This window comes from Paralcaligenes ureilyticus, assembly GCF_004346225.1.
In the GTDB taxonomy this organism is placed as follows: Bacteria; Pseudomonadota; Gammaproteobacteria; order Burkholderiales; family Burkholderiaceae_B; genus Paralcaligenes; species Paralcaligenes ureilyticus.
On sequence record NZ_SMAJ01000012.1, the window covers coordinates 96,157 to 121,231 of the forward strand.

The following is a 25,075-nucleotide window of genomic DNA, read 5'->3' on the forward strand; positions in this document are numbered from 1 at the left end:
AGCCTTCATATATGAAAAAAATCGCACTAAAGATTCTCGATCCCCGCATGAACGACTACCTGCCCGCCTACGCGACCGAGGGCTCGGCGGGCCTGGATCTGCGCGCTTGCCTGGATACAGCAATCACCCTGGAACCAGGCACCTGCGAACTCATTCCAACCGGCCTGTCCATCCACATTGCCGATCCGGCCTACGCAGCCATTATTTTGCCGCGCTCAGGCCTCGGGCATAAGCACGGCATCGTGCTGGGAAACCTGGTCGGCCTGATCGACTCCGACTATCAGGGGCCGCTGATGGTGTCGGCATGGAATCGCGGCCAACATGCCTTCGTGCTGCAACCCATGGAGCGGCTAGCGCAACTAATCGTCGTGCCCGTGCAGCACATAGAGTTCGACATCGTCTGCGATTTCGACGAGAGTACCCGAGGGGCAGGCGGATTTGGAAGCACCGGGCGCGCGTGACGTCTGACACCCCAAGGGGTGCCATTGATTCGTTGTATTTGTAGTGGCAGCCCTTGTGGCTGCCATAATCGTTGAGAGCCGAGGTGATATTTATAGATCGCCGATGGCAGCCACAAGGGCTGCCACTACAAGCGACGATCACGCCAACCAAACCCACCAACGACCCCACCAACATCCACCACACGAGCGTCGTGGGCGGTTAAGGTGGGGCGGGCGATTCGGGCACGCCGCGCGCAGGGCCGGATTCGGGGATGCAAGGCGTGCGCTGTTTGAGCAGGACGCTTGCGGACAGCCCAGTGGGCTGTCCGCCCTGCGAGTTCGCACGCCGCCCCGAAGCCAGCCCTGCGCGCGGGAAGTCATGGCGCAGCCATGACCGTGACCGTCAGAGCCCGATCCACCTTAACCGCCCACGACGCGGGGCTAGAAGGTTTTATAACAGGATAGGATGATGCGAAAAAAGGATGCCACCCACCAAACGCCACTTGCCAGAAATGCCACCTGCAGCGAATGCCACCCACAAGGGGTGGCGCTACAGGGGTGGCGCCACAGGGGTAGCGCGACGAGGGTGTTACGAGGGGCGGCGCTATAAAAACGTGACGCTACGAAGCAGCGACCTCTTCTTCCCCCAGGTACGCAGCGCGCACCTTTGGGTTGTCCAGCAACTGCGCCGATAGCCCCTCGAGAATGATCTCACCCGACTCCATAACATAGCCGCGATGACTGGTTTGAAGCGCCAGTTTCGCATTTTGCTCTATCAGCAAAATCGTCACGCCCTCCGCGGCAATCGTGCGCACCACTTCAAAAATCTTCTCAACCATCAACGGCGCCAAGCCCATCGACGGCTCATCGAGCAACAACAAGCGAGGCCGGGAGATCATTGCCCGCCCTATTGCCAGCATTTGCTGCTCCCCACCCGAAAGAGTTCCCGCCGACTGCCTGCGGCGCTCGGCCAAACGCGGAAACAACGCAAATACCTGCTCGGTGTCTTGCCGCACGGCATTCAGATCGCGGCGGCTATAGCCGCCCATCTCCAGATTCTCTTCAATAGTCAACTGGCCGAAAATACCCCGCCCCTCCGGCACCATCACCAGACCCTGGCGCACCAGAGTAAAAGACGGCGCCCCGGTGATCGACCGCCCGTCGTAGCGAATATCGCCGCCGACCGTCGGCACCAAGCCGCAAATGGCCCGCAGCGTCGTGCTCTTGCCCGCGCCATTGGCGCCGATCAGGCTAACCAGCTCGCCCTTGCCCACATGCAGGCTAATCGATCGCACCGCGCGTATGCCGCCATACGCCACTTCCAGGCAGTCGAGCTCCAGCATATTTTCAGCCTGACTCATCTTGCACTCCTCGATTCACGCCCATCCCATCCAAACACAATCCTCGGCTGGTTCATGCCGATACCCCCACCGCCACCTCGGCCGACCCGGCTCCAAGATACGCCTCGATGACCTTCGGGTTGCGCTGAACTTCGGCCGGCCGCCCTTCAGCCAGGACCTTGCCGTATTCCAGCACCAGGACCCGATTACACAAACCCATGACCAGCTTCATATCGTGCTCGATCAGCAATACCGTAACGCCGTCATTGCGGATTTTTTCAATCAAACGGCGCAGCACCACCGTCTCCGATGCGTTCATGCCCGCCGCCGGTTCATCCAGCGCAAGCAAGGTCGGATCGGTCGCCAATGCCCGCGCTATTTCAAGCCGGCGCTGATCGCCATAAGGCAGAGAACTGGCCACATCGTTCGCACGATGTGCGATACCCACATACTCCAGCAGTTCGTGCGCACGCTGTTCAACCGCCGCCTCTTCGCTGCGAGTGGATTTGTTGCGGGTGATCGCGCCCCAGACACCGGCGCGAGTACGAATATGGCGCCCTATCATGACGTTTTCTATGGCACTCAAACTGCCAAACAAACGAATATTCTGGAACGTGCGGGCAATCCCGACAATAGCAATTTCGTGGGGTTTCAAGCGCGTAAGCTGATGGCCCATGAAATTGCAGGTTCCCGATTCGGGTACATACAGGCTGGTCAGCACATTGAACAAGGTCGTCTTGCCCGCCCCGTTGGGGCCGATCAAACCATAGATATCGCCCTTGCAAATCGAGAAACTGACGTCAGACAAGGCCTGCAGACCGCCAAAGCGTTTGCTCAGCTTGCTGGCCACCAACAAAAGATCGGGCATGGACCGAGCGTCCTGATTAATGTTCGCCTGCGTCATGCCTGGCCCTCCTTGTTGCGGTCAAGTTCACGGCGCCGCACGGCCGAGGGCCATAAACCGGCCGGCCGGTAGATCATCACGCACACCAGCGCCAGGCCGAACAACAGCATGCGTATACCGTCCGGGTCGAACATCACCGAGCCCAGCAGGTTCTGCTGCAAGGGAACCACCACTTCACGCAGAAATTCCGGGAAGACCGATAGCAAGACAGCGCCGAGGATAACGCCTGGAATATGGCCCATGCCGCCCAGCACGACCATGCACAATACCGTTATTGATTCAGTCAGACTGAAGCTCTCCGGGCTGACAAAGCCCTGCATGGACGAAAACATGGCGCCGGCCACGCCGCCAAAGGTCGCGCCCATGGAAAAGGCCAGCAGCTTGATGTTGCGCGTGTTGATCCCCATCGCCTTGGCCGCGACCTCGTCTTCGCGTATGGCCTGCCAGGCGCGGCCGATGCGCGAATTCTGCAGGCGCACGCACATAATCACAATGATGATGACCAGCAAAAGCAGAAGGTAATAATATTTTTCCGGGCCTGTGATGCGAAAGCCCAGCAGCTCCTGCGTGCGCCCCAACGCCACGCCGCCCACCGAAAAGGAATCGATGCGATTGATCCCCTGCGGCCCGTTGGTGATATTGATGGGCGCGTCCAGATTATTGATGAAAATGCGGATGATCTCGCCAAAGCCCAGGGTCACGATCGCCAGATAGTCGCCGCGCAGCTTCAACGTAGGCGCGCCCAGGATGACCCCGAAAAATCCCGCCAGGCAAACGGCGGCCGGCAGGATCACCCAAAAGGGATAATGCAGATTGAAATGCGGCGACGCCAGCAGCGCCCAAACATAAGCGCCCACGGCATAAAAAGCGATATAGCCCAGGTCGAGCAGGCCGGCAAAACCCACCACAATATTCAAGCCCAGCGCCAGCATGACATACAGCAGCGCAAAATCGATCGTGCGCACCCAGCTTTGCCCGGCCATGCCCAGCACAAAGGGCAACACGGCCAGCACCGCGGCAAAGAGCGCGATGCCGAACCAGACCTTGGGTGTTGCGCCCTGTTGCGAACTTGCGGAAGAATTGTTCATCATGCGCGGTCTCCCACCCGCTCACCGAGCAAGCCCGACGGACGAAAAACCAGGGCCAGGATCAAAACAATAAAAGCGAATACATCCTGATAGTTGCTGCCGAACACACCGTGGGTCAGGTCGCCGATATAGCCGGCCCCCAGCGATTCGATAATCCCCAGAAGCAAGCCGCCCAACATGGCGCCGCCCAGATTGCCGATCCCACCCAGCACGGCCGCCGTAAAGGCCTTCAGACCCAACAAAAACCCCATGGTGTATTGCGCCACGCCATAATAGGTGGTGACCATTACGCCGGCGACGGCGGCCAGTACCGAGCCTATGATAAAGGCCGCTGAAATGACCGTGTTGATATTCACGCCCATCAAGCCGGCCACCTCGCGGTTTTGCGCCGTGGCCCGCATGGCCGTGCCCAGACGCGTGCGATGCACCACCAGCAGCAGGCCCGCCATGATCGCGACCGCCGACAAAATAATGATCAGTTGCAAAGAGCTGATGCGTGCTCCGCCAACCTGATAGATCGCAGGCTTGATGATGTGCGGAAAGCTTAAATAGTTGCGACCCCAAACCATCATGGCCAAGGTCTGAATAATGATGGATACCCCAATCGCGGAAATGAGCGGAGCCAGGCGCGGCGCACGCCGCAAGGGCCGATAGGCGAACCGTTCGGCAATCCAGCCCAGGGCCGCGCAGGCCGGAATGGCCAGGGCCAGAGAAGCGATGATGACCAGCCACGGCGACAGGCCGCCCGGATCGGCGCTGACCAGGGCAGTCACCACCGTTGTGGCCACCATGGCGCCCACCATCACCACGTCGCCATGGGCAAAATTGATCAAGCCGATAATCCCGTAAACCATGGTGTAGCCGAGCGCCACCAGGGCATACACACTGCCCACGGTCACCCCGTTGATTAGCTGCTGGAGAAGAATATCCATGCTCTATAACCTGCACGCAGAGCCGGTCAGGCCGGCCGTGCGAGATTGAAATTGAAAGAATTCACGCCGCTTGCGCAGTTGCCGTCGGCAAGCGGCACAAGCGGCGTCAGGGCAACACTTACTTAGCCTGGCTAACCATGGTCTTGACCATTTCCCACTTGCCATTCTTGACTTCGTAGATCGTGACCGAAATTTCTTTCAGATCACCATTCTTGTCATAAGCAATGTGATCGCTGGTGGCGCCGCTGCGTTTCAATACAGCCAGCTTGGGCAGGTAAGCGGCGGGCTTGGCAGAGCCGGCTTCTTTCATGGCGGTAATCATGTTCCAAGCGCCGTCATAAGCGTAAGGAGCATAGACCCCCGGATCTTTCTTGAACTGGGCTTTGTAATCGGCCTCGAACTTCTCGCCCTTCGCCATGTTCTTCAAAGGCACGCCGGCCAACGAGGCAAACGTACCATTGGCCGCATCGCCGGCAAGCTTCAGGAAGGTATCGCTACGCGTCATCTCGCCTGACACCAGGGGAGCCTTCAAACCCAAAGTCGCCATCTGACGGCGCATCGGGCCAGACTGTGCATCCAGGCCGCCAAAGAAAATGGCATCCGGCTTCTTGGCCTTGATATTGGTCAGAATGGAAGTGAAATCATTGGCCTTGTCAGTGGTGTATTCGCGTGCAATCACCTTGCCGCCCGCGGCCACAACCGCTTTGGCAACCTGATCGGCCAGACCCTGGCCGTAAGCGGTGCGATCATCGATCAGGGCAACCGTCTTGGCGCCCAGATCCTTGACCATGTATTCGCCATCGGCCGCGCCTTGCTGGGTGTCGCTGGTCATCATGCGAAAGGTCGTGTTGTAGCCTTGCGCCGTGTACTCAGGCGAAGTAGCCATGGCAATCTGGGGCAAGCCCGCGTCATGATAAACGCTGGATGCAGGAATGGAGGTGCCGGAATTGAAGTGACCCAGAACGCCATCGACTTTTTCGTCAACAATCTGCTGCGCCACTTGCACGGCGGTGCGCGGATCGGCCTGATCGTCACGCGTCACAAGTTCGAACTTGGCCGTTTTGCCATCGAGCGTGATGCCTTGCTTGTTGGCTTCTTCGAGCGCCAGGGTCAGGCCATTTTTCATGTCCTCGCCGTAGTGCGACTGCGGGCCGGTAAGCGGCGCCGCGAAACCCAGTTTCACGGTTTCGGTACCGGCGGCGTGAGCCGGCCCGAACGCGAAACCGGCCAGCACAGCGGCTGAAGCGGCCAGAAGTTTAAATTTCCTGGTGGACTGCATGTGACTCTCTCCAATAATGCATGAGACCAAAATCGTCTCTTGTTGATTAATAAGCCGGATGCCGGCCTGTAAAAATGACATCACCCCACCATCATCAGACTGGCATTGCCGCCTGCCGCAGTGGTATTGATGCTTACTGAAACTTCTCGCAAAAGCCGGTCCAGCACATAACGCCGACCCGTCAGGATTTCGTCGGAGTTCAGGCCTTGCACCGAAATAATGGGTCCGCTGCGCGCTGCGACCCGCTGATTGATCTCGCGCAAGGCGTCGCTGTCGCCTTCAAACAAGACGCTTTGATAATCGCCCTGCTCGATTTCACCATCGGGCACCATACGCAATTGCTTTTTCTGATCAGCGCCGAGCGTGGCGTAGAACGCCTTGCCCGCTGAATTATCCAGCAAGGACAAAGTATTGCCGGTCGACGCGCCCGCCTGGTATTGCACCTGCGCGCCCACTTCGGAGGCGGCAATGCACAGCACGCGGCCACGCGGCTTGAGATGATAAAAATTAGTCTCGCCGGTGGGACCTTGCAAAGTGATTTGGGTCTCGTGCGCGCCCTCACCCACCTCGCAACCGGCCGGCAAACCACCCGCGGGCCGTTGCGCAAGCAAGCGCAACAGGTACAACGGGCCGCCCGCCTTGGGGCCCGTGCCCGACAGGCATTCGCCGCCAAAGGGCTGCACCCCTACCACGGCACCCACAATATTCCGATTGACGTATACATTGCCCGCGCGTATGCGCCGGCTGACGCGCGCAATGGTTTCGTCGATGCGCGTATGCACACCAAAGGTCAGACCATAGCCTGTGGCGTTGATCTGGTCGATCAGGGAGTCCAGGTCGTTACGGGCGTAGCGCACAATATGCAGCACCGGGCCGAACACCTCTTTTTTGAGCGCCGCCACGTCGCTGATTTCAATGAGCGTGGGCGCCACAAACGTGCCGTGCCGGCACGCCGCATCGAGGTCGAGCTGGTCGACTTTGTGACCCGCCTCACGCATCGCCTCAATATGAGTCTGGATGGCGGTTTGCGCTTGCGTGTCGATGACCGGCCCGACATCGACGCTCAAGCGATCGGGATTACCCACGCGCAATTCGCGCATGGCGCCGCGCAACATGGTCAGCACGTGATCGGCGCAGTCCTCCTGCACGCACAAAACGCGCAGGGCCGAACAGCGCTGCCCGGCAGAATCAAAGGCCGAGGTCAGAACATCGAACACAACCTGCTCGGCCAAGGCCGAGGAGTCTACCACCATGGCATTTTGCCCACCGGTCTCGGCAATCAAGGGGATGGGATGACCCGCGTCATCGAGCCGCTGCGACAAGGTTCTGGAAATCAACTGGGCCACTTCGGTAGAACCGGTAAACATCACGCCACGCACCAGCGGGCTTGCCACGAGCGCTGCGCCTACCGTTTCGCCTTGCCCCGGCAAAAGCTGCACCGCACCGGCCGGCACGCCGGCGCGGCGCAAAATCGCCACGGCCTGAGCGGCAATCAGGCAAGTCTGCTCGGCGGGCTTGGCCAAAACCGGATTACCGGCGGCCAGCGCCGCCGCTACCTGGCCTGTGAAAATCGCCAGGGGAAAATTCCACGGACTGATGCACAACACCGGTCCCAAAGGACGGTAGGTGTCATTGGAAAACGTCGCCGTGATCCGGCTAGCGTAATAGCGCAGGAAATCAACCGCCTCGCGCACCTCGGAAATGGCGTTGGGCAGCGATTTACCGGCTTCGCGCACGATCAACCCCAGCAAAGGCTGCATTTCGTCTTCAAGCAATTGCGCGGCACGCATCAAACATTGCGCCCGCACGCTAACAGGAGTGGCCTGCCAGATAGGCGCCGCATGCTGCGCCTCGTCCAGAGCGGCCTGCACATCGGCCGCGCCGGCTTCCATTACAAAGCCTACGATGTCGCGACGATCGGCCGGATTGCGCACCGCGCGACCCAACGCCTGATCCCATTCATAGTCGCGCCCGCCCACCATAGGCATCGCGCGCCACTGGGCCGCTCCATTGCCCAACAGGGCGGCCGACAGGGAACCCAGGCGCTGCTCATTGCTTAAATCGAGGCCGGCCGAATTCGCCCGCGCATCGCTCGATCCATATAAATCGCGCGGCAAGGGAATCTTATCGTGCGGCGCACCCAGCGGCGAAATTCGCAAGGCCGCGGCCACCGGGTCGCCAATCAGAGACTCAACGGAAATTTCCGCGTCGCCTATCTGATTCACAAACGAGGTATTGGCGCCGTTTTCAAGCAGGCGGCGCACCAGATACGCGAGCAAAGTCTCATGCGTGCCCACCGGCGCATAAATGCGGCATGGGCGATTAAGCTTGCCCTGCGAGATCGGTCCGGTCACCTCTTCATAGAGTGCCTCGCCCATGCCATGCAAGCACTGGAATTCGTATTGCCCGGGGTAATAATTCTGGCCAGCCAGGTGATAGATGGTTGCCATCGTGTGCGCGTTGTGCGTGGCAAACTGCGGATAAACGGCGACCGGGTCGGACAATAATTTGCGCGCGCAAGCCAGATAGGAGATGTCGGTATAGACCTTGCGCGTGAACACGGGATAGCCCTCCAGGCCATCGACCTGCGCGCGCTTGATTTCCGAATCCCAATAAGCGCCCTTGACCAGGCGCACCATCAAACGATGCGAACTGCGTTTGGCCAGATCGATAACATAATCGATGACAAACGGCGCGCGCTTTTGATAAGCCTGGATGACAAAGCCGATACCATTCCAACTCGCCAGTTGCGGCTCGAAGCACAGGGCCTCAAGCAAGTCCAGCGATATTTCCAGGCGATCCGCCTCCTCCGCGTCGATATTCAGACCGATGTCATAGCTGCGTGCGAGCAGCGCCAGAGCGATTATTCGCGGTAAAAGCTCGGCCATGACGCGCTCGCGCTGCGCCCGGCTGTAGCGCGGGTGCAGCGCCGATAGTTTGATCGAAATACCCGGGCCTTCGTAGATTCCACGGCCTTGCGACGCCTTGCCAATGGCATGTATGGCCTGCTCGTACGACGTGTAATAGCGGTTCGCATCGTCGGCCGTCGTAGCCGCTTCGCCCAACATATCGTAGGAATAACGGAAACCCTTGACCTCATGTTTGCGGCTATTGGCGATGGCGGCCGAAATCGTTTGCCCTGCGACGAACTGCTCGCCCATCATGCGCATGGCGATGTTCACGCCTTTGCGTATCAATGGCTCTCCGCCCTTGCCTATCAGGCGTGTCAGTGCCTTGGACAAAGACTGTTCGCTATTGCTGCTGACGAGCTTGCCGGTCAGCATCAGGCCCCATGTGGCCGCGTTCACAAATAGCGAAGGCGACTCGCCCACGTGCGACTTCCAGTCTCCATGACTGATTTTGTCGCGAATCAGGGCGTCGCGCGTAGCCCGATCGGGAATGCGCAGCAAAGCCTCGGCCAGGCACATCAGCGCCACGCCCTCCTGGCTCGATAATGAAAACTCCTGGATTAGCCCCTCTACCCCGCCCCCGCCGCGCTTGCTGCGCAAAGCGCCCACAAGGCGGCTGGCGAGCGCATGAACGCCGGCCGTGTGCAAACCGCGAGCCTGATCGGCCAGCATGGGCACGCACTCGGTTTCCGGCCGCCGATAGGCCGCCGTAATGGCGGCGCGCAGCACTGACTGAGGCTGCACGTCTTGCGCAAATTCGTAAAAAGGCAGCGGCCCCTCGGACACATGCGCCGGCTCGGCGGCACTGCTCGCGTCAGACGCGTTCAGATACGCGACCTCGGCCGGCAACTGTCCGCGTTCAATGGCCTCCACATACGACAGGATTGCCTGTTTATGCAGCCAATGCGGCGTACGCCCCAATTTTTCCGCGGCGTTCTTAAGCCGCTCGCGCAAAGCGTCATCGACTTTGACGCCCAGTGTCGTGCTTGCCATCTTAGTATTCCCATTGCACTGCGGCGCACCCATAGAGGTTGCAACACGCCTGTGAGCAGCTATTCTGCATAATGAGGTGGAATACTAAACGGGTTGCAACTATTTCAAAATTAAGGTTAACCCTATAGCCCATAACAGCTGTTTTAGGTGCAACCTTTTAGGTGCACCGTCGAATCCGGGCGTATGGCCTTATGCGATAACTGGGCCGCAATCACACCGGCCAGCGCATGCAGGGCCTTCTGGTGGCTTTGAACCAGCGCGGCAATACCGGGCCCCGCAGACACATCCACTCGAGCCTGGCAAATCAGGGACGTCCGTTTGGGCTGGTTAACCGGTGTCAAGCGCCAGCTCGCATCAATGACCACCCCTTGCTGATAGATGGAATCAAAACGGTGGACGATAACGCTGATCTTCCATAACGCTTGAGTTTTGAGCGCCACGCCGGCCGGCACATCCAGCACGCCGAGCCGTTGCGACAAATCGTAGGCCAGCGCCTGGCGGATTTCACTACCCAGCGGCGCCGCCCACAACGAGTTGTTCAAAGGCGTCAGCGCCACGCTGTCGGGCGACCCAATAACGATTTGCGGCCGGTCGACCTGGGCGGGAACCGTTACTGCCTGGACACTGATGGCGTATGCGGGCGGAATCGGGGCGGTGCGAACAGTGCCCGATGGCGCCGCTTCCGGCAACAGCGTGTAGTAATGGCTGACAGGAGATGCACAGCCCGCTGCCAGCAGCAACGCACTTAACATCGGCATCAACTTGAAAACGCGCATCATGACTCCTCGGGATCCCGGCTGTTAGTGGTTGGTCGGCAACACATCGGCTGCACGCCCCCGTAAGAGTGCGCTGGGATGAGTCTGCAAATAATCAGCCAGCGCACGCAGTGATTTGGCCGCATCGCCCAACTCGCGCAGAGTCTGCTCCAGATTGCCGTTCAAGGGAGAGTCGTCGGCCAGCATGCTGTTGACTCGACCCAAAGACTGCTGCGCCGCCTTGAGCGTGGCCGTCGCCTGCGGCGTGACCTCGGTCTGCAGGCGATTCATGAGCTTGGTCAGGGACTTTAAACTGGCCCGCAAATCCTGGCTAATGCCGTCAAACGGCACGGCATCGAGCTTGGTCACTATGCTGCTTACCTGCTGCTGCAAATGGTCGAAACTCCCCGCGATGGTGGGCAGTACAACCGGCACGGCTTTGCTGTCGAATTCAACGGGCGGCGCGTTGGGGAAGAAATCCAGGGCAATGTATTGCTGGCCGGTCAAAAGATTGGCCGAACGTATTTGCGCACGCAAGCCATGCTTGACCAACGGGCCCAGCAAAGCCTGGCCTTCGTAACCTTCTTTTTCGCTCGCCGTGAAGAGATCCTGGTAGGCCTGGCCAAAGCGCGACGGATACAAGCGTGTTTTCACCAAGACCACAAAGCGTTTGATTTTGGGGTTGAACTCCAGATCGATGTCGTATACCTTGCCCAGATCCATACCGTGAAAGTCGACGGGTGCGCCGACTTTCAGGCCGCGCACGGACTGCTCAAACACCATATCGAGCCGAAACGGCGTTCCGTCGGGCTCGGCCATGGCCTCACCTTGCGTAGCGCTAATCGGGAAAACCGAATCGGCCGCGGACGGCTTGACGTTTGGTTCGTCTTCCACCGATGCAAACGCTATACCCCCGGCCAAAACCGAAGCCAGGGACCCGGTCTGCACCACGAAACCGTCTGCATTCAGTGATACATTGACGCCGCTGACATACCAGAACCGAGTGGCATTAGTGACGAACCTGTCGTTGGGGGCATCGATAAATATCTGAATGTGCACATCCTGGCCTTTAGGATCCAGATCGTAACCAATTACCCGTCCGACCTGGATGCGTCGAAAATAAATCGGCGAGCCAATCTCGAGCGACCCCAAATCCGGACTGGTCAGGGTAAATCTTCGCCCCGGCCGGTCACTGGTAATTTCAGGTGGTTTTTCCAGCCCCACAAAATCATATTTGGCTTTGGGCGCACTTTTAGACGCATCGGATTCCCTGGCCGTATCCACGGCAATATAGGCCCCTGACAGCAAGGTGCCCAGCCCCGAAACGCCGCTGACTCCCAGCCTTGGGCGCACCACCCAGAAACGCGTCCCCTCCCGGGTAATGTAGCTTGATCCATCGTGGCTGAGCTCAATATGCACCAGCACCCTGTGACGATCCTCCGATACACCGATGTCCTTGACGACACCGATCGTCACGTCTTTATAGCGCACCTTGGTTTGCCCGACCTCGAGCCCCTCGGCCGATTCGAAGCTGACTGTCACCACAGGCCCGATGCGCAACCAGTCCTTAACGAGCAGTGACACGCCTATCGCCGCCGCCAGCAAAGGGATGAGCCAGATCCAGGAAATTCGGGTCTGCCGCTTGGGAGTAACGACGGGTGCTGGCGCCACAGGCGCGGGAGGCTCCTGGGGCGGCGTGCCAGAGGGCTCGGGATTCGGATCTACGGGTTCGGACGGGGTTGGCGTTTCGCTCATGCCTCTCTTCTTTACACGATCTGCGTAGTAGGGTTGACGGGCGATCGATCAGAACCTGCTGACCGACCACGGGCCGGGGAACTACGAGGATCGCGACTGGGATCGGCATCCCAGCCGCGGCGAGGGTCGTAGCTCATGGCGGCAAACATCGTCAGAACCACCACGACGCCAAAGCTGGCCGCCCCGGGGCCCACCGTAACCTGCGACAGGCCAGGAAAATCAACCATCGCCGCCAACAATAGCACCACGAACACGTCCAGCATCGACCATTGACCGATGAATTCGATCAGTTCATACAGACGTGTGCGCTGGCGGGCAATGGCAACGCCCTTCCATCGGCGCTGCGCGAGCAATACCGCCAAAGCGAACAGCTTGGTCATCGGCACCACCACACTGGCGACAAAAACGATCAGCGCCAGATCCCAGGAACCCAATCTCCAAAGCTCTATCACACCGCCCAGAATCGTATGAGCCGTGACGCCGGTAGGCAGGCGTACCTGCATGACCGGCAATATATTGGCGGGAATGTACAAAATGCTGGCGGCAATCACAAACGCCCATGTGCGCGACACCGAATCGGGTTTGCGAAAATGGTTGTTCGCGCCACATCGTTCACACGAATAAGAACCCGAAACGGACTCGATATTCTGCACATTGCCGCAAGAATGACAGGCGCCCACAACATGCCCGGGCTCCACCCGAGCGCCCGATAAAGGCGTCAGGCCATCGTCTTCGGCACAGTGCCACAGCCGCAGGGCGGTAACTCGGCTTAAAACCGTCAGTAAAACCGTAAGAACGCCAAAGGCCCACAGGCCAGGCCCGGGCTCTAGCCGAGCCAGACCGGACAATTTAACTATGGCCACCAGGATGCCAAGCAGCAGTACCGGCACCATGCACCACGAGGAGAAACCTTGGAGAACACGCATGCCAAAATGAAAATCGGCAGGCAGGCGGCGCGAAATAATCGCATGCAGGGCCCAAAACAAAAACAGCAGCTGCATCAGCGGCAAGACAAAACCGAACAGGCCCGTCATGATCGCTACCAGCAGACGCCCTTGCTGCCAGGTCAGGACCAATGCATGAGGCAAGGTGGCGTCGATCTGTCTGCCGTTGGCGGTGAGCGTGGCAATGGGAAAATAATTGGCGATGGCAAAGACAAGCAAGGCTGCCAGCGTTAGTGCGAGCCAACCCTTGAGCGGCAGCGCACTCTGGCGATACAGAGCATAGCCGCAACGCACGCAAGCGGCGCTTGCCCCTTGGGCAATGGGAATGCGCTCGTGCAACTGCGCGCAGTGCGGGCAGGCTATCAGGGGCCGCCGCGTCATCAATCGACGAGCTCGGCTTCCGACCCCACCGCCGCTTGCGGCTTGGTTTTAGCCGCCTTATCGCTCAGCGACAACACGACTTTGCCTTGCGCATCGAGATCGACAGTCACGCTGCCGCCACCCGCCAGCTGGCCAAACAGCAGCTCGTCGGCCAGGGCGCTGCGTATGGTGTCCTGGATAAGCCGCTGCATGGGGCGCGCACCCATAAGCGGATCGAAACCTTCACGGGCGAGATAATCGCGTAACGCTTGCGAAAACACCACCTCGACGTGCTTCTCGTGCAACTGATCTTCGAGCTGCATGAGGAATTTGTCGACCACGCGCAAAATGACTTCGCGCGACAGCGGGGTAAACCCGATAATGGCATCGAGGCGATTGCGAAACTCCGGCGTGAACATGCGCTTGACATCGACCATTTCGTCGCCAACCTTGGCTGCCGTGGAAAAGCCGATGGACGCACGGTTCAGGGTTTCCGCGCCGGCGTTGGTCGTCATGACGATAATCACATTGCGGAAATCGGCCTTGCGGCCGTTGTTGTCGGTCAGGGTGCCATGGTCCATGACTTGCAGCAAAATATTGAAAACATCCGGGTGCGCCTTCTCGATTTCGTCGAGCAGCAGCACACAATGGGGCTGTTTGCTTATGGCCTCGGTCAGCAGGCCACCCTGATCGAAACCCACATAGCCCGGAGGCGCGCCGATAAGACGCGATACCGTATGGCGCTCCATGTATTCGGACATATCGAAGCGCAGCAATTCGACGCCCAGCGTAAACGCCAGTTGCCGCGCCACCTCGGTTTTACCGACTCCCGTCGGGCCCGAAAACAGGAAGGATCCGATCGGCTTGTCCGGCCGCCCCAGGCCGGAACGCGCCATTTTAATGGCTCCCGCCAGTGCCTTGATAGCCACATCCTGGCCGAACACCACTGTTTTAAGGTCGCGTTCAAGGGTGGCCAGCTTGTTGCGATCGTTGCTCGATACGTTTTGAGGCGGTATGCGGGCGATCTTGGCTACCGTGGCTTCCACCTCGGCCTTGCCGATCAGCTTCTTTTGCCGCGAACGCGGTAACAAACGCTGCGCCGCGCCGGCTTCATCGATGACATCGATAGCCTTATCAGGCAGAAAACGATCATTGATATGCCGTGCCGACAACTCAGCCGCCGCCGTAATGGCTGCCGCCGAATACCGAACGCCGTGGTGCGCCTCGAAATGCCCTTTGAGGCCGCGCAGAATTTGTATGGTCTGTTCGACGGTCGGCTCGGCCACATCGATTTTCTGGAAGCGGCGCGCCAGCGCATGATCTTTTTCAAAAACGCCGCGATATTCGTTGTAGGTGGTCGCGCCCATGCATTTGAGCTGCCCCGAGGACAAGGCCGGCTTGAGCAGGTTGGATGCATCCAGCGTGCCGCCCGAGGCCGACCCGGCGCCGATCAAGGTGTGGATTTCGTCAATGAACAAGACCGCATTGAGGTTGTCTTTGAGCGACTTGAGCACCGCTTTGAGGCGCTGCTCAAAATCGCCCCGATACTTGGTGCCGGCCAGCAAAGCGCCCATGTCGAGCGCATACACTTCGGCATTGGCCAGAATGTCGGGCACCTCGCCGCGGGTGATGCGCCAAGCCAGGCCTTCGGCGATGGCGGTCTTGCCCACGCCGGCTTCGCCCACCAGCAAGGGGTTGTTCTTGCGCCGGCGGCACAAGACCTGGATGACACGTTCAACTTCGAGCTCGCGGCCGATGAGAGGGTCGATGCGGCCCTGCCTGGCCTCGGCATTGAGGTCCAGGGCATAAAGCTCGAGCGGCGACTTCTGCTGATCGGGTTTGTGCTCGGTATCGGGGCTGGCTTGCCTGGCGGGTTCCCCGGCCGGCTCATCGGCCGTTTTGGTGATGCCGTGGGATAGAAAATTGACGGCATCCAGACGCGTCACGCCCTGCTGCAGCAGGTAATACACCGCGTGCGAATCTTTCTCGCCATACATGGCCACCAGCACATTGGCGCCAGTCACCGTATTTTTTGCGGAATTGCCCGAGGACACATGCATGATCGCACGCTGGATCACACGCTGAAACCCCAGCGTGGGCTGGGTGTCGACCTCGCCATCGCCTGGAAACACGGGCGTGTTTTCCGCAATGAACTTGCGCAGATCCTGGCGCAGAGTGTCGATGTTGGCCGAGCACGCACGCAACACCCCGGCCGCCGACGCATTGTCGAGCAAGGAGAGCAGCAAGTGCTCTACGGTAATAAATTCATGTCTTGCTGTACGGGCCTCGACAAAGGCCATATGCAGGCTGACTTCAAGTTCTTCGGAAATCACGCTTCCTCCATGACATTTCGAAGCGGACAAAACACGTTGACAGAGTCTATTCTATGACTAAATTCTGTCGGCGTATCGTCCAAACAGTACCGATGTTACCGGATTGCATCAAAACTGCGAATTTATTCATTCAATCGTGCAGCATGTGGCGGGAGTCAAACATCAGGCGCCGGCTCCATAACGCATTGCAAGGGATGCTGGTGCGCACGCGCCAACTGACGAACCATCTCGACTCGCGTCGCCGCAATATCGCGCGGATAGACGCCGCACACGCCACGCCCTTCGTGATGCACAAGCAACATAATCCGGGCGGCATCCTCTTCGTTCTTGTGAAAAATTTGCTGCAGCACATGCACCACAAATTCCATGGGGGTGTAGTCGTCGTTGAGCAGAACCACCTGATACAAAGGCGGAGGCGCAAGCCGGGCAACCCGACGATCGAGCACCGTTTCACGCTGGTTTTGGGTTGTCAGAGCCATAAAAAAAATAAAACTGTCAAATGCCGATGAAGGCGCCGCCGGACGGACTACCGTCCGGGCCTGATACCGCCCATCTGCCTTCGGGCATCGAGCCGGACTTATTTATCGCAAAACACGCAATAAATCGTATAATAAGTCAAGAAAAAAATGGCTTTTTAGCCGAATAAGTGCTTTCCATAGTTGACTAGCATGGATACATTAAGCATTATCATCATATTCTGAATGTTTTCACGCTGATGTCAGCATCAACAGAATTTAAAGGCTAACCCCGGTTTCACCGCCGAGCATTCAAGTCAACACTATAGTCGAGAGGCCGTCCGAATGTCAGATCCAACCACACCCACCGTCCCTGGGGATACTCAAAAACTAATAGGGACCGTTAAATGGTTCAACGACGCCAAAGGTTTCGGCTTTATAACCCCGGACAATGGTGGCGAAGACCTATTTGCTCATTTTTCATCTATCCAGATGAATGGTTTCAAGACACTCAAAGAAGGACAGAAAGTAGCCTTCGAAATCGCCCAAGGACCAAAAGGGAAACAAGCCCTCAATATTACGGCAGCCTAGCCATCGCGGCAGGCCATAATCATAATGTTTGCAGTACACAAAATAACGGGACTATTCAGTCCCGCATTTTTTTTCTGCGCCGCATTGCTGGCCGGCAGCATGCAGGCCAGCTCGTGCAACGCCCAGACCATGCAGCTCCTGCCCACCACCGAAATTGCCATTGGTGCGCAGACGGTACAAGCCGAAGTTGCCGCCACCGAAGCCAGCCGCGAACAAGGCCTGATGTACCGGCAATCGCTGCTGCCCGACCACGGCATGCTGTTTGTATTCGACAGCGCAGACGTGCAATGTTTCTGGATGAAGAACACGCTTTTGCCGCTATCCATTGCCTTTATTGCGGGCGACGGCAAAATCCTGAATATCGCCGACATGCAGCCACAGACTGAAGATGCGCACTGCCCTGTGGGGCCCATCGTTTATGCGCTGGAAATGCAGCAAGGATGGTTCGCCGGCCACCAGATCCAGGCCGGCCAGACCGTGACAGGCCTGCCCAAGCCCTGAAACCAACCCGCTACACACGCTCCAGGACAAGCGCAATACCCTGGCCCACCCCTATGCACATTGTGCACAAGGCATAACGTCCTCCTGTGCGATGCAGCTGATTCACCGCGGTGATCGCCAGGCGGGCGCCGCTCGCGCCCAGGGGATGGCCCAATGCAATGGCGCCGCCATTGGGATTGACGCGCGGGTCGTCATCGAACAGGCCCAACAACCGCATGACCGCCAATCCTTGCGCGGCAAATGCTTCGTTAAGTTCAATGACATCCATCTGGGCCAGCGTCAACCCGGCCACCGCCAATACCTTTTGGGACGCAGGCGCGGGCCCGATCCCCATAATGCGCGGTTCAACACCGGCAGTGGCCATGGCCACCACGCGTGCACGCGGCGTCAGCCCCTGCGCTTTAGCCATGGACTCGGACGCCACCAGCAAGGCGCACGCGCCGTCGTTGACGCCTGACGCATTGCCGGCCGTAATCGTGCCATCGGGACGGACAATAGGCTTTAGACGCGCCAAGGCTTCCAGTGTGGTCTGGCGTGGATGCTCGTCCGTATCGACGACCACTGCATCGCCTTTTTTCTGGGCAATAGCGACCGGCGTAATTTCCGCCGCGAAAACTCCCGCCTTTTGCGCCGCGGCCGCCTTGACCTGGCTGGCCAACGCAAACACATCCTGGTCTACCCGCGATACCTTGAATTGATCGGCGACATTCTCGGCCGTTTCCGGCATGGAATCGATCCCGTACCGGGCCTTGAGCAATTTATTCACAAAGCGCCAGCCTATAGTGGTGTCGTAAATGGCGGCGCTGCGCGCATAGGCCGACTCGGCCTTGCCCATCACGAACGGCGCACGGCTCATGCTCTCGACGCCACCCGCCAACACAAAATGCGCATCGCCCGCGCGTATTGCACGTGCGGCTGACCCGACTGCATCCAGGCCTGAACCGCACAAACGATTGATCGTGGCGCCGGGAACCTCCACCGGCAAACCCGCCAGCAAAATGGCCATGCGGGCCACATTGCGGTTGTCTTCACCGGCCTGGTTGGCGCAGCCAAACAAGGTGTCGTCCAACCGTGCCCAGTCCACGCCTGGATTACGCTCAATCAGCGCCTTGAACGGCACGGCCGCCAGATCATCCGTACGCACTGGCGCCAAAGCGCCACCGTAACGGCCAAAAGGAGTGCGAACTGCATCGCAGATAAAAGCATGTGTGGTCATAGATACCTGGGGGTTCAGAATGTGGAGATTGCCAAGAAACAATAAATATCCGCCTCTATCTTATCCCATCGAGCCTGATCTTTTAAGCACCTGCGGCGCGCGCCGTCTGATGGCGATTAGAATGGGTTACGGGGCGAATTGGTAAACGCCTGGATGGCAGCCACAAGGGCTGCCGCTACATTCGCGACGGCCACGTTTCTGTAGCGGCACCCCTCGTGGGTGCCATCACCCAAACCCGACACGCCAGGACAAAGACACAACAAAAAACCCCCGAAAACCGGGGGTCTGGCACAACACGAAGGCTAAGAGCCATCAGCCAAGATTGGTCGCGGCGAACTTCCAATTGACCAGATTCCAGAAATTTTCCAGATACTTGGGGCGCGCATTGCGATAGTCGATGTAGTAGGCATGTTCCCACACATCACAGGTCAGCAAAGGCACGTCGGCAGTCGTAAGAGGCGTGGCGGCATTGCTGGTGTTGACAATATCGAGGGAGCCGTCGGCTTTCTTTACCAGCCAGGTCCAGCCTGAGCCGAAGTTGCCCGCTGCCGATTTGCTGAAGGCTTCTTTGAATGCAGCGGTGCTGCCCCATTTGGCTTTGATCGCGTCGAGCAGCTTTCCAGTGGGCTCACCACCGCCATTGGGCGATAGGCTGTTCCAGTAGAAGGTATGGTTCCAGACTTGCGCCGCATTATTAAACAGGCCACCCGACGCCTTTTTAATAATATTTTCAAGCGATGCCGAGGCAAATTCGGTGCCCTCGATCAGTTTGTTCAGATTGGTGACATACGACTGGTGATGCTTGCCGTAGTGGAATTCAAGCGTTTCTTTCGAAATATTGGGAGCCAGAGCGTCCATGGCGTAAGGGAGGGGAGGAAGCGTATGAGCCATATTCAAAGTCCTTCAAAAAAACAGATTAACGCGTTCATTGTATCGAGAACGGCGGGAATAAATCATGACAAATTCCGCTCTAGATTAGACCATGTGCCTGCAATACCGCAACTTCCGCCCCGCCCTGGCTCAATTCCAGGCTAAGCCGGTCACCGGCGTTCAAGCCTTGTCCACTTTTTACCAATCCCCCCTGTTCATCGCGGACGATGGCATAGCCTCGGCCCAATATCTTCCTGGGGTTGAGCGCCTCGAGGGTTTGCATCAGCGACGCCAAACCTTCTGTGCGCCGCGACACCTGGCGCTGCGCGGCACGTGCCAAATGCAGAAGCGGCCCGGCCAGCTCGCGGCGCCTGCGATCAACATCGGGGCGGGCATAGGCCAGGCGCGATCGCAATGCATCGACGCGAGAAAGCTGACGTTCCAGCATGCCTGGCGCAGCCCGCGCCAGGCGATGGCGCAAGGCCATCAGCCGTTCACCCTGCTGCGCCAGACGCTGACGCGGCGACACCAACGAAGCAACGGCACGGTCCAGCCGCAACGCCGCGCGCTCGATCAAACGATATTGTCCCGCCCCAAGGGCCGCGAACACCGATTCGAGCTGCACCAGGCTGTCTTCGCGCGCCTGGCAACACAGCTCGGCTGCCGCGGTCGGCGTGGGCGCACGCAGATCAGCAACGAAATCCACCATGGTGAAATCCGTTTCGTGGCCCACGCCGCTGATAAGCGGAACAGGGCTTGCCGCCACCAGCCGCGCCAGGCCCTCATCGTTAAAACTCCACAGATCCTCGATGCTGCCTCCGCCTCGCACCAAAAGCAGCGTGTCGACCTCGCTTCTCTGGTACGCCGCGCCGAGCGCCTCTCGGAGCTTGGCGGCGGCATCGAGCCCCTGGACGGGCGCAGGATAAATAATGATGGAAATATGCGGCGCGCGGCGCGCCATGGTCGAGAGCACATCGCGCAAGGCGGCCGCCGCGAGCGACGTCACGACTCCGATAGTACGCGGCATCAGCGGGATCGGCCGCTTGCGGCCGGGATCGAACAAGCCCTCGGCCCCAAGCTTTTCCTTAAGCAACAAAAAGGCCTCATGCAAATCGCCACGTCCGGCGCGCCTTAGCGTATCAACCTGCAATTGATAGTCGCCGCGCGCCTCGTACAAGGTCACGCTGGCGCGAAATTCGAAACGCTCCCCCGCCTTGGGAATAAAACCAAGCGACTGGGCACGGCCCCGAAACATGACCGCCCGCACAGCTGCACGTTCATCCTTGATCGTGAAGTACCAATGCCCGGACGCCGCCTGAGTAAAGTTCGACACCTCGCCCTTGACCCAAACCTGTGAGAAATGGCCTTCAAGCAACTCGCTCACCTGGCGATTGAGCTGCGATACCGACAAAACGATGTCGCCGCGCGGCGCCAAAAAGCTATCCGTATGCATATCGGCCCTTAAACCGTTTTTAATGTGGGTATTGTAGTGATTGTTGAGGTGGCACCCACAAGGGGTGCCGCTACATGAACAGCGGGCACGTTTTTGTAGCGGCACCCCTTGTGGGTGCCACAATCCCGATAGCAAAGACAAGCCCACCCCAGCCACGAAAGCCTATCGTGACAGCGGACAACATCCGGACAGACACAGCTATAAATACTCTGGCAACGCGCCCTTGGCCCAAAACACTGTCCACAGGGAAAAATGATCTGTCAAACTACTGAAATATCAATCGAATTAGACCAGAACATCAAATCTTTCTTTAAATTCAAGCGCTAATATATTGATATACATGAATTAATTTTAATTATTCAGTTTGGCTTCAAATTGATCAATCGACCTCTAAGCCCAATGGATAGCGCCTGACCCGGAAGTTCTGCACAGAATTATCCACAGATTCTGTGGATACTGCCCCGAGAACAAGACCCTAAGCCATTTTACCTAATACCCTTCAAGCGACATGGGCATTTTAAGCCCACCGTCATTGCAAAACCCCGCGGCACGCGCAATTTGAGTTGGCACCAGTCCGACACCCGCCAACCACCGCACTATCCGCATCGCTCCGCCCACACACGCACAGGCAGCGGGGCTTGCGCCGCCCCGTGCCGCCAGGTATGCGCCCGCCCAAGCGCTTGTCGCTCCTTGCCCTTAAAATAGGCACTTGCGCAGCGCTGCCTCATGGCAGGCCTGCCTCATCATTGACGCAAGCGACTACGGCGGAGACCCATTTTGCTCGACATCCTCAACCAAGCTGGCTGGCCTATATGGCTGCTCGTCGCGACCTCTGTACTGGGCCTGGCGCTGATTATTGAACGTTTTCTGTCGCTGCGGAAAAAACTGATCGTACCGCCCCGTGTCACCTCCCAGGTGATGGAACTGATCCGGCGCAATAACGACACCCCCGAGTCCATCGCAAAGCTGGCGGCCAGCTCGCCACTGGGCCGGGTATTGGCTGAGGTAATGCTATGCCGCCACGACAGTGACGCCCAACGCAACGCGGCGGTCGATGATGTGGGCAAAGATGTCGCACATCGACTGAATCGCTACTTGCCGGCCCTGGCGACCATTGCGGTCATAGGCCCGCTGATGGGCCTATTCGGAACAGTGGTCGGCATGATCGAAATCTTTGCTTCATATAGTCCGGCGGGCGGCGATCCATCCCAGCTCGCGCGCGGCATCTCCATCGCGCTATATAACACCGGCTTTGGCATCATTATCGCCATCCCCGCACTGATTTTTCATCGCTACTTCCGCTCCCGGGTAGATGACTATCTGCATCAAATGGAACTCGAGGCCAGTGCGCTGAATCGTCTGCTGGCCCGAAAACCACCAGGCGAAGCGGAGATCCGTCCGTGAATTTCCGCCAACCGCAGCCTGGCGACGAACCCGAGATCAATCTGATCCCGCTGATCGATGTCTTGCTGGTGATCCTGATATTTCTGGCCGCCACGACCTCATTCACCCGGCTCAGCCAGCTCAAGGTCGATCTTCCGCAAGCACAGGCCAATGCAGTGGACACCGGCGCCATCCACATCGCCGTCAGCCAGGAGGGCCTGTATGCCTTAGACGGCCAACTGCTCTCCAGCCACGACACCGACGCCATCGCACAGGCCCTGCTCGCCGCTGCCCAAGGCAAAAAAGACCCCGTGCTGGTGATTAACGCCGACGCCCAGAGCACACATGAATCTGTGGTCCGTGTCATGGAAGCGGCCCGCCTGGCGCATATCAGGCGGGTTAATTTTGCCACCCGCAGCATCCCGTGAAGCCTGCCCTTTTCGTCAGCCGAACCCTGCACCGGATATGGTCGGGAAAAGGCCTGCTCAGTACGTTCCTGTTGCCCCTTTCGTGGCTGGTCAGCCTCTTTGTCGCACGTAAACGCAGGCTCTACCAGAGCGGCGGCAAACACGGCGCTACGTCGGTCTGCCCAGTCATCGTGGTGGGCAATCTATATATTGGCGGTACGGGTAAAACCCCGGTCGTCCTGGCGCTTGTCAAAGCGTTGCAAGCCCGCGGCTGGAGTCCCGGCATCATCAGCCGCGGCTACGGTAGCCATCTTGGCGCTCATGCCAAAACCGGCCGCGGCGACCTCGACCCGCACGAATTCGGCGACGAGCCGTCGCTCATTGCCCGAATCAGCCAGGCTCCCGTCGCCGTACATCCGCGCCGCAGCCTGGCCCTGCGGGCACTGCAAACCCATTATCCCGAAGTCGACCTCATCATCGCCGACGACGGCCTGCAACACCTGGCGCTGGCGCGCGACGTGGAAATCATCGTGCAAGATGCGCGCGGCACGGGTAATGGCCGAGTGCTGCCCGCGGGGCCTTTGCGCGAGCCGGCCAGCCGATTGGCCAGCGTCGATTACGTGATCACCAACCTGATCGCCGGCCAGGCAATGCAACCCTTGGCCATCGCGGGCCGCCAAATCAGGATGCAGCTGGGGCCCGATACCGTTCGCCATCTGGTTTCGGGCCAAACGCTGCAATGGGCCGACTGGCACGAACACTACATGTATGCCTCGCTCAGCGCCGTAGCCGGCATAGGCCAGCCGGAACGTTTTTTCAATATGCTGCGCGCCTGCGGCCTTAAGCTGGAACAGACTATCGCTTTGCCGGACCACGACCCATACCACCGCTCACCCTTCGAGTTCCTGGACACCGATCTCGTTCTTGTCACCCCGAAAGACGCGGTGAAATGCGCTCGCTTCCAGGACGAACGCGTGTGGGAAGTCAGGGTGCTGCCGCAGTTTTCCGACCCAACCTGGCTCAACGATCTGGACAAGCGGCTCAGAGCCGTCGCCGACGAGAAAATTTCAAAAAATCCTCCGGCGAATTACACTAGCTAATTCAATGCCCTTTTTTCTACTTGGAGCCAGGCATGGAATCCCGCCTGCTTGAAATTCTGGTTTGCCCATTGTGCAAAGGCCCCTTGCGTCTCGAACGCGAGCAACAGGAACTGATCTGCTCGGCCGACAAACTGGCGTTCCCGATACGCGATGGCATCCCGGTCATGCTCGAAGGGGAAGCTCGCGACTTGAACGCCAAGGCAGCAGCTGATGAGCCTGACGCGAGCGCTGCGTGAGTTTTATTGTCATTATCCCGGCCCGGGCCGCCTCAACCCGATTGCCCGATAAACCGTTGTTGGACATCGCCGGCAAGCCCATGGTGGTGCGCACTGCTTTACAAGCCGCCAAATCCCAAGCCACCCGCGTCATCGTTGCCACCGACGACAAGCAGATTCAGGCAGCCGTCCAATCTCACGGCTTCGAGGCACTGCTCACCCGCAGCGGGCACCCGACCGGAACCGACCGGCTCGCCGAAGTGGCCGCGCGCCTGGGTCTGGACGGCGATGACGTCATTGTGAACGTGCAAGGCGACGAACCCCTGATCGACCCCGAGCAGATCAATGCTGTGGCCGCTTTGCTGGCCGGGCAGCCCGACGCGGCGATCGCCACCTGCGCAAGCCCGATTGTCCAGGCCGAGACCCTGTTCAACCCCAATGCGGTCAAGGTCGTTTGCGATCAAAGGCGACGCGCGCTGTACTTTTCCCGCGCGCCCATACCCTGGGCCCGCGATGCTCTGGCCGATGGCAGCCAACAACTGGCGCCAGGCCTTCCCGCCTTGCACCATATCGGCCTGTATGCCTATCGAGCCGGGTTTTTGAAAAAATTTCCATCCCTACCCGTTGGACCCCTGGAACGCTTCGAATCGCTCGAACAGCTCAGGGCCATGGAAAACGGCTATTCGATTGCCGTTTACGTCACCCACACGCATCCCGCCGCCGGCGTAGACACCCCTGCCGATCTGGCCCGTGTACGTGAGGTATTTACAAATCGGTTATAAATCGGCTTGGGCTCGCCCCTCTCGCGCGGACGGCCTGCAGAAATTATTGCATTGCGGCATAATCCGAAAA

22 protein-coding genes are annotated in these 25,075 nt (G+C 58.9%); 8 read left to right on the forward strand and 14 right to left on the reverse strand.

Annotation, left to right across the window (positions count from 1 at the left end):
- The first annotated feature begins 11 nt into the window (after window positions 1-11).
- A complete protein-coding gene (gene dut, locus EDC26_RS14580; protein ID WP_132583890.1) occupies window positions 12-461 on the forward strand; it encodes a dUTP diphosphatase in 450 nt (149 codons plus the stop codon).
- Window positions 462-1,060: 599 nt separating this feature from the next.
- Here dut and EDC26_RS14585 read toward each other — a convergent pair.
- The 11 genes from EDC26_RS14585 to clpS form a co-directional block, all read right to left on the reverse strand.
- A complete protein-coding gene (locus EDC26_RS14585; RefSeq protein ID WP_132583892.1) occupies window positions 1,061-1,801 on the reverse strand; it encodes an ABC transporter ATP-binding protein in 741 nt (246 codons plus the stop codon).
- Between the two features lie 52 nt (window positions 1,802-1,853).
- On the reverse strand, window positions 1,854-2,684 hold the full coding sequence (locus EDC26_RS14590) for an ABC transporter ATP-binding protein (protein ID WP_165931038.1): 831 nt from the start codon (window positions 2,682-2,684) through the stop codon (window positions 1,854-1,856).
- Complete coding sequence (locus tag EDC26_RS14595; RefSeq protein WP_132583969.1) at window positions 2,681-3,772, reverse strand: ABC transporter permease subunit; 1,092 nt, start codon at window positions 3,770-3,772, stop codon at window positions 2,681-2,683. Before EDC26_RS14595 ends, EDC26_RS14590 begins: the two co-directional genes overlap by 4 nt.
- Window positions 3,772-4,704, reverse strand: a complete 933-nt coding sequence (locus tag EDC26_RS14600; RefSeq protein ID WP_132583894.1) for a branched-chain amino acid ABC transporter permease — start codon at window positions 4,702-4,704, stop codon at window positions 3,772-3,774. The genes EDC26_RS14595 and EDC26_RS14600 overlap by 1 nt, the downstream gene beginning before the upstream one ends.
- Window positions 4,705-4,822: 118 nt before the next feature.
- Window positions 4,823-5,983, reverse strand: a complete 1,161-nt coding sequence (locus EDC26_RS14605; RefSeq protein ID WP_132583896.1) for a branched-chain amino acid ABC transporter substrate-binding protein — start codon at window positions 5,981-5,983, stop codon at window positions 4,823-4,825.
- An 80-nt stretch (window positions 5,984-6,063) separates the two neighbouring features.
- Window positions 6,064-9,885, reverse strand: coding sequence for a trifunctional transcriptional regulator/proline dehydrogenase/L-glutamate gamma-semialdehyde dehydrogenase (gene putA / locus EDC26_RS14610; protein WP_132583898.1), 3,822 nt, complete (start codon window positions 9,883-9,885; stop codon window positions 6,064-6,066).
- A 143-nt stretch (window positions 9,886-10,028) separates the two neighbouring features.
- Window positions 10,029-10,664, reverse strand: a complete 636-nt coding sequence (locus EDC26_RS14615; RefSeq protein WP_132583900.1) for a PqiC family protein — start codon at window positions 10,662-10,664, stop codon at window positions 10,029-10,031.
- A gap of 21 nt (window positions 10,665-10,685) precedes the next feature.
- Window positions 10,686-12,395 carry a PqiB family protein gene (locus tag EDC26_RS14620; RefSeq protein WP_132583902.1) on the reverse strand — a complete coding sequence of 570 codons (1,710 nt, stop codon included), beginning with the start codon at window positions 12,393-12,395 and terminating at the stop codon, window positions 10,686-10,688.
- Between the two features lie 11 nt (window positions 12,396-12,406).
- On the reverse strand, window positions 12,407-13,720 hold the full coding sequence (locus EDC26_RS14625) for a paraquat-inducible protein A (protein WP_132583971.1): 1,314 nt from the start codon (window positions 13,718-13,720) through the stop codon (window positions 12,407-12,409).
- Window positions 13,720-16,032, reverse strand: a complete 2,313-nt coding sequence (gene clpA, locus EDC26_RS14630; protein WP_132583904.1) for an ATP-dependent Clp protease ATP-binding subunit ClpA — start codon at window positions 16,030-16,032, stop codon at window positions 13,720-13,722. The genes EDC26_RS14625 and clpA overlap by 1 nt, the downstream gene beginning before the upstream one ends.
- A gap of 155 nt (window positions 16,033-16,187) precedes the next feature.
- A complete protein-coding gene (gene clpS / locus EDC26_RS14635) occupies window positions 16,188-16,511 on the reverse strand; it encodes an ATP-dependent Clp protease adapter ClpS (RefSeq protein WP_132583906.1) in 324 nt (107 codons plus the stop codon).
- A 321-nt stretch (window positions 16,512-16,832) separates the two neighbouring features.
- Between clpS and EDC26_RS14640 the strand changes: the two genes are divergently transcribed.
- Both EDC26_RS14640 and EDC26_RS14645 read left to right on the forward strand, forming a co-directional pair.
- Entirely contained in the window at window positions 16,833-17,078 is a 246-nt protein-coding gene (locus EDC26_RS14640; RefSeq protein ID WP_132583908.1) for a cold-shock protein, read from the forward strand.
- Between the two features lie 24 nt (window positions 17,079-17,102).
- Window positions 17,103-17,579 (forward strand): DUF192 domain-containing protein, encoded by a 477-nt coding sequence (locus EDC26_RS14645; protein WP_425012737.1) that lies wholly within the window; start codon window positions 17,103-17,105, stop codon window positions 17,577-17,579.
- A gap of 10 nt (window positions 17,580-17,589) precedes the next feature.
- On the opposite strand, the gene pcaF is transcribed toward EDC26_RS14645, so the two are convergent.
- The 3 genes from pcaF to xseA all read right to left on the reverse strand — a co-directional run bounded on the left by pcaF (window position 17,590) and on the right by xseA (window position 21,118).
- The gene (gene pcaF, locus EDC26_RS14650) at window positions 17,590-18,795 is read right to left on the reverse strand and encodes a 3-oxoadipyl-CoA thiolase (RefSeq protein WP_132583910.1); all 1,206 of its coding nucleotides are present in this window, start codon (window positions 18,793-18,795) and stop codon (window positions 17,590-17,592) included.
- 312 nt (window positions 18,796-19,107) lie between these two features.
- Window positions 19,108-19,686 carry a superoxide dismutase [Fe] gene (gene sodB, locus EDC26_RS14655; protein ID WP_132583912.1) on the reverse strand — a complete coding sequence of 193 codons (579 nt, stop codon included), beginning with the start codon at window positions 19,684-19,686 and terminating at the stop codon, window positions 19,108-19,110.
- Between the two features lie 79 nt (window positions 19,687-19,765).
- Entirely contained in the window at window positions 19,766-21,118 is a 1,353-nt protein-coding gene (xseA, locus tag EDC26_RS14660) for an exodeoxyribonuclease VII large subunit (protein ID WP_132583914.1), read from the reverse strand.
- A gap of 777 nt (window positions 21,119-21,895) precedes the next feature.
- On the opposite strand from xseA, the gene EDC26_RS14665 reads away from it, so the two are divergent.
- Genes EDC26_RS14665 through kdsB form a run of 5 tightly spaced genes read left to right on the forward strand, consistent with a single transcriptional unit; the run spans window position 21,896 to window position 25,005 of the window.
- Entirely contained in the window at window positions 21,896-22,522 is a 627-nt protein-coding gene (locus EDC26_RS14665) for a MotA/TolQ/ExbB proton channel family protein (protein WP_132583917.1), read from the forward strand.
- Window positions 22,519-22,929 (forward strand): ExbD/TolR family protein, encoded by a 411-nt coding sequence (locus tag EDC26_RS14670; protein ID WP_132583919.1) that lies wholly within the window; start codon window positions 22,519-22,521, stop codon window positions 22,927-22,929. The genes EDC26_RS14665 and EDC26_RS14670 overlap by 4 nt, the downstream gene beginning before the upstream one ends.
- Entirely contained in the window at window positions 22,926-24,008 is a 1,083-nt protein-coding gene (lpxK, locus tag EDC26_RS14675) for a tetraacyldisaccharide 4'-kinase (protein WP_132583921.1), read from the forward strand. Before EDC26_RS14670 ends, lpxK begins: the two co-directional genes overlap by 4 nt.
- Before the next feature lie 32 nt (window positions 24,009-24,040).
- On the forward strand, window positions 24,041-24,244 hold the full coding sequence (locus EDC26_RS14680) for a Trm112 family protein (RefSeq protein ID WP_132583923.1): 204 nt from the start codon (window positions 24,041-24,043) through the stop codon (window positions 24,242-24,244).
- Window positions 24,241-25,005 carry a 3-deoxy-manno-octulosonate cytidylyltransferase gene (kdsB, locus tag EDC26_RS14685; protein WP_132583925.1) on the forward strand — a complete coding sequence of 255 codons (765 nt, stop codon included), beginning with the start codon at window positions 24,241-24,243 and terminating at the stop codon, window positions 25,003-25,005. Before EDC26_RS14680 ends, kdsB begins: the two co-directional genes overlap by 4 nt.
- The last annotated feature ends 70 nt before the right edge of the window (window positions 25,006-25,075 follow it).

What these genes read in the sequence shown, in the direction of transcription:
- dut (WP_132583890.1), top strand. Translation starts at nt 12, where the DNA reads ATGAAAAAAATCGCACTAAAGATTCTCGATCCCCGCATGAACGACTAC.
- EDC26_RS14585 (WP_132583892.1), bottom strand. Translation starts at nt 1,801, where the DNA reads ATGAGTCAGGCTGAAAATATGCTGGAGCTCGACTGCCTGGAAGTGGCG.
- EDC26_RS14590 (WP_165931038.1), bottom strand. Translation starts at nt 2,684, where the DNA reads ATGACGCAGGCGAACATTAATCAGGACGCTCGGTCCATGCCCGATCTT.
- EDC26_RS14595 (WP_132583969.1), bottom strand. Translation starts at nt 3,772, where the DNA reads ATGAACAATTCTTCCGCAAGTTCGCAACAGGGCGCAACACCCAAGGTC.
- EDC26_RS14600 (WP_132583894.1), bottom strand. Translation starts at nt 4,704, where the DNA reads ATGGATATTCTTCTCCAGCAGCTAATCAACGGGGTGACCGTGGGCAGT.
- EDC26_RS14605 (WP_132583896.1), bottom strand. Translation starts at nt 5,983, where the DNA reads ATGCAGTCCACCAGGAAATTTAAACTTCTGGCCGCTTCAGCCGCTGTG.
- putA (WP_132583898.1), bottom strand. Translation starts at nt 9,885, where the DNA reads ATGGCAAGCACGACACTGGGCGTCAAAGTCGATGACGCTTTGCGCGAG.
- EDC26_RS14615 (WP_132583900.1), bottom strand. Translation starts at nt 10,664, where the DNA reads ATGATGCGCGTTTTCAAGTTGATGCCGATGTTAAGTGCGTTGCTGCTG.
- EDC26_RS14620 (WP_132583902.1), bottom strand. Translation starts at nt 12,395, where the DNA reads ATGAGCGAAACGCCAACCCCGTCCGAACCCGTAGATCCGAATCCCGAG.
- EDC26_RS14625 (WP_132583971.1), bottom strand. Translation starts at nt 13,720, where the DNA reads ATGACGCGGCGGCCCCTGATAGCCTGCCCGCACTGCGCGCAGTTGCAC.
- clpS (WP_132583906.1), bottom strand. Translation starts at nt 16,511, where the DNA reads ATGGCTCTGACAACCCAAAACCAGCGTGAAACGGTGCTCGATCGTCGG.
- EDC26_RS14640 (WP_132583908.1), top strand. Translation starts at nt 16,833, where the DNA reads ATGTCAGATCCAACCACACCCACCGTCCCTGGGGATACTCAAAAACTA.
- EDC26_RS14645 (WP_425012737.1), top strand. Translation starts at nt 17,103, where the DNA reads ATGTTTGCAGTACACAAAATAACGGGACTATTCAGTCCCGCATTTTTT.
- pcaF (WP_132583910.1), bottom strand. Translation starts at nt 18,795, where the DNA reads ATGACCACACATGCTTTTATCTGCGATGCAGTTCGCACTCCTTTTGGC.
- sodB (WP_132583912.1), bottom strand. Translation starts at nt 19,686, where the DNA reads ATGGCTCATACGCTTCCTCCCCTCCCTTACGCCATGGACGCTCTGGCT.
- xseA (WP_132583914.1), bottom strand. Translation starts at nt 21,118, where the DNA reads ATGCATACGGATAGCTTTTTGGCGCCGCGCGGCGACATCGTTTTGTCG.
- EDC26_RS14680 (WP_132583923.1), top strand. Translation starts at nt 24,041, where the DNA reads ATGGAATCCCGCCTGCTTGAAATTCTGGTTTGCCCATTGTGCAAAGGC.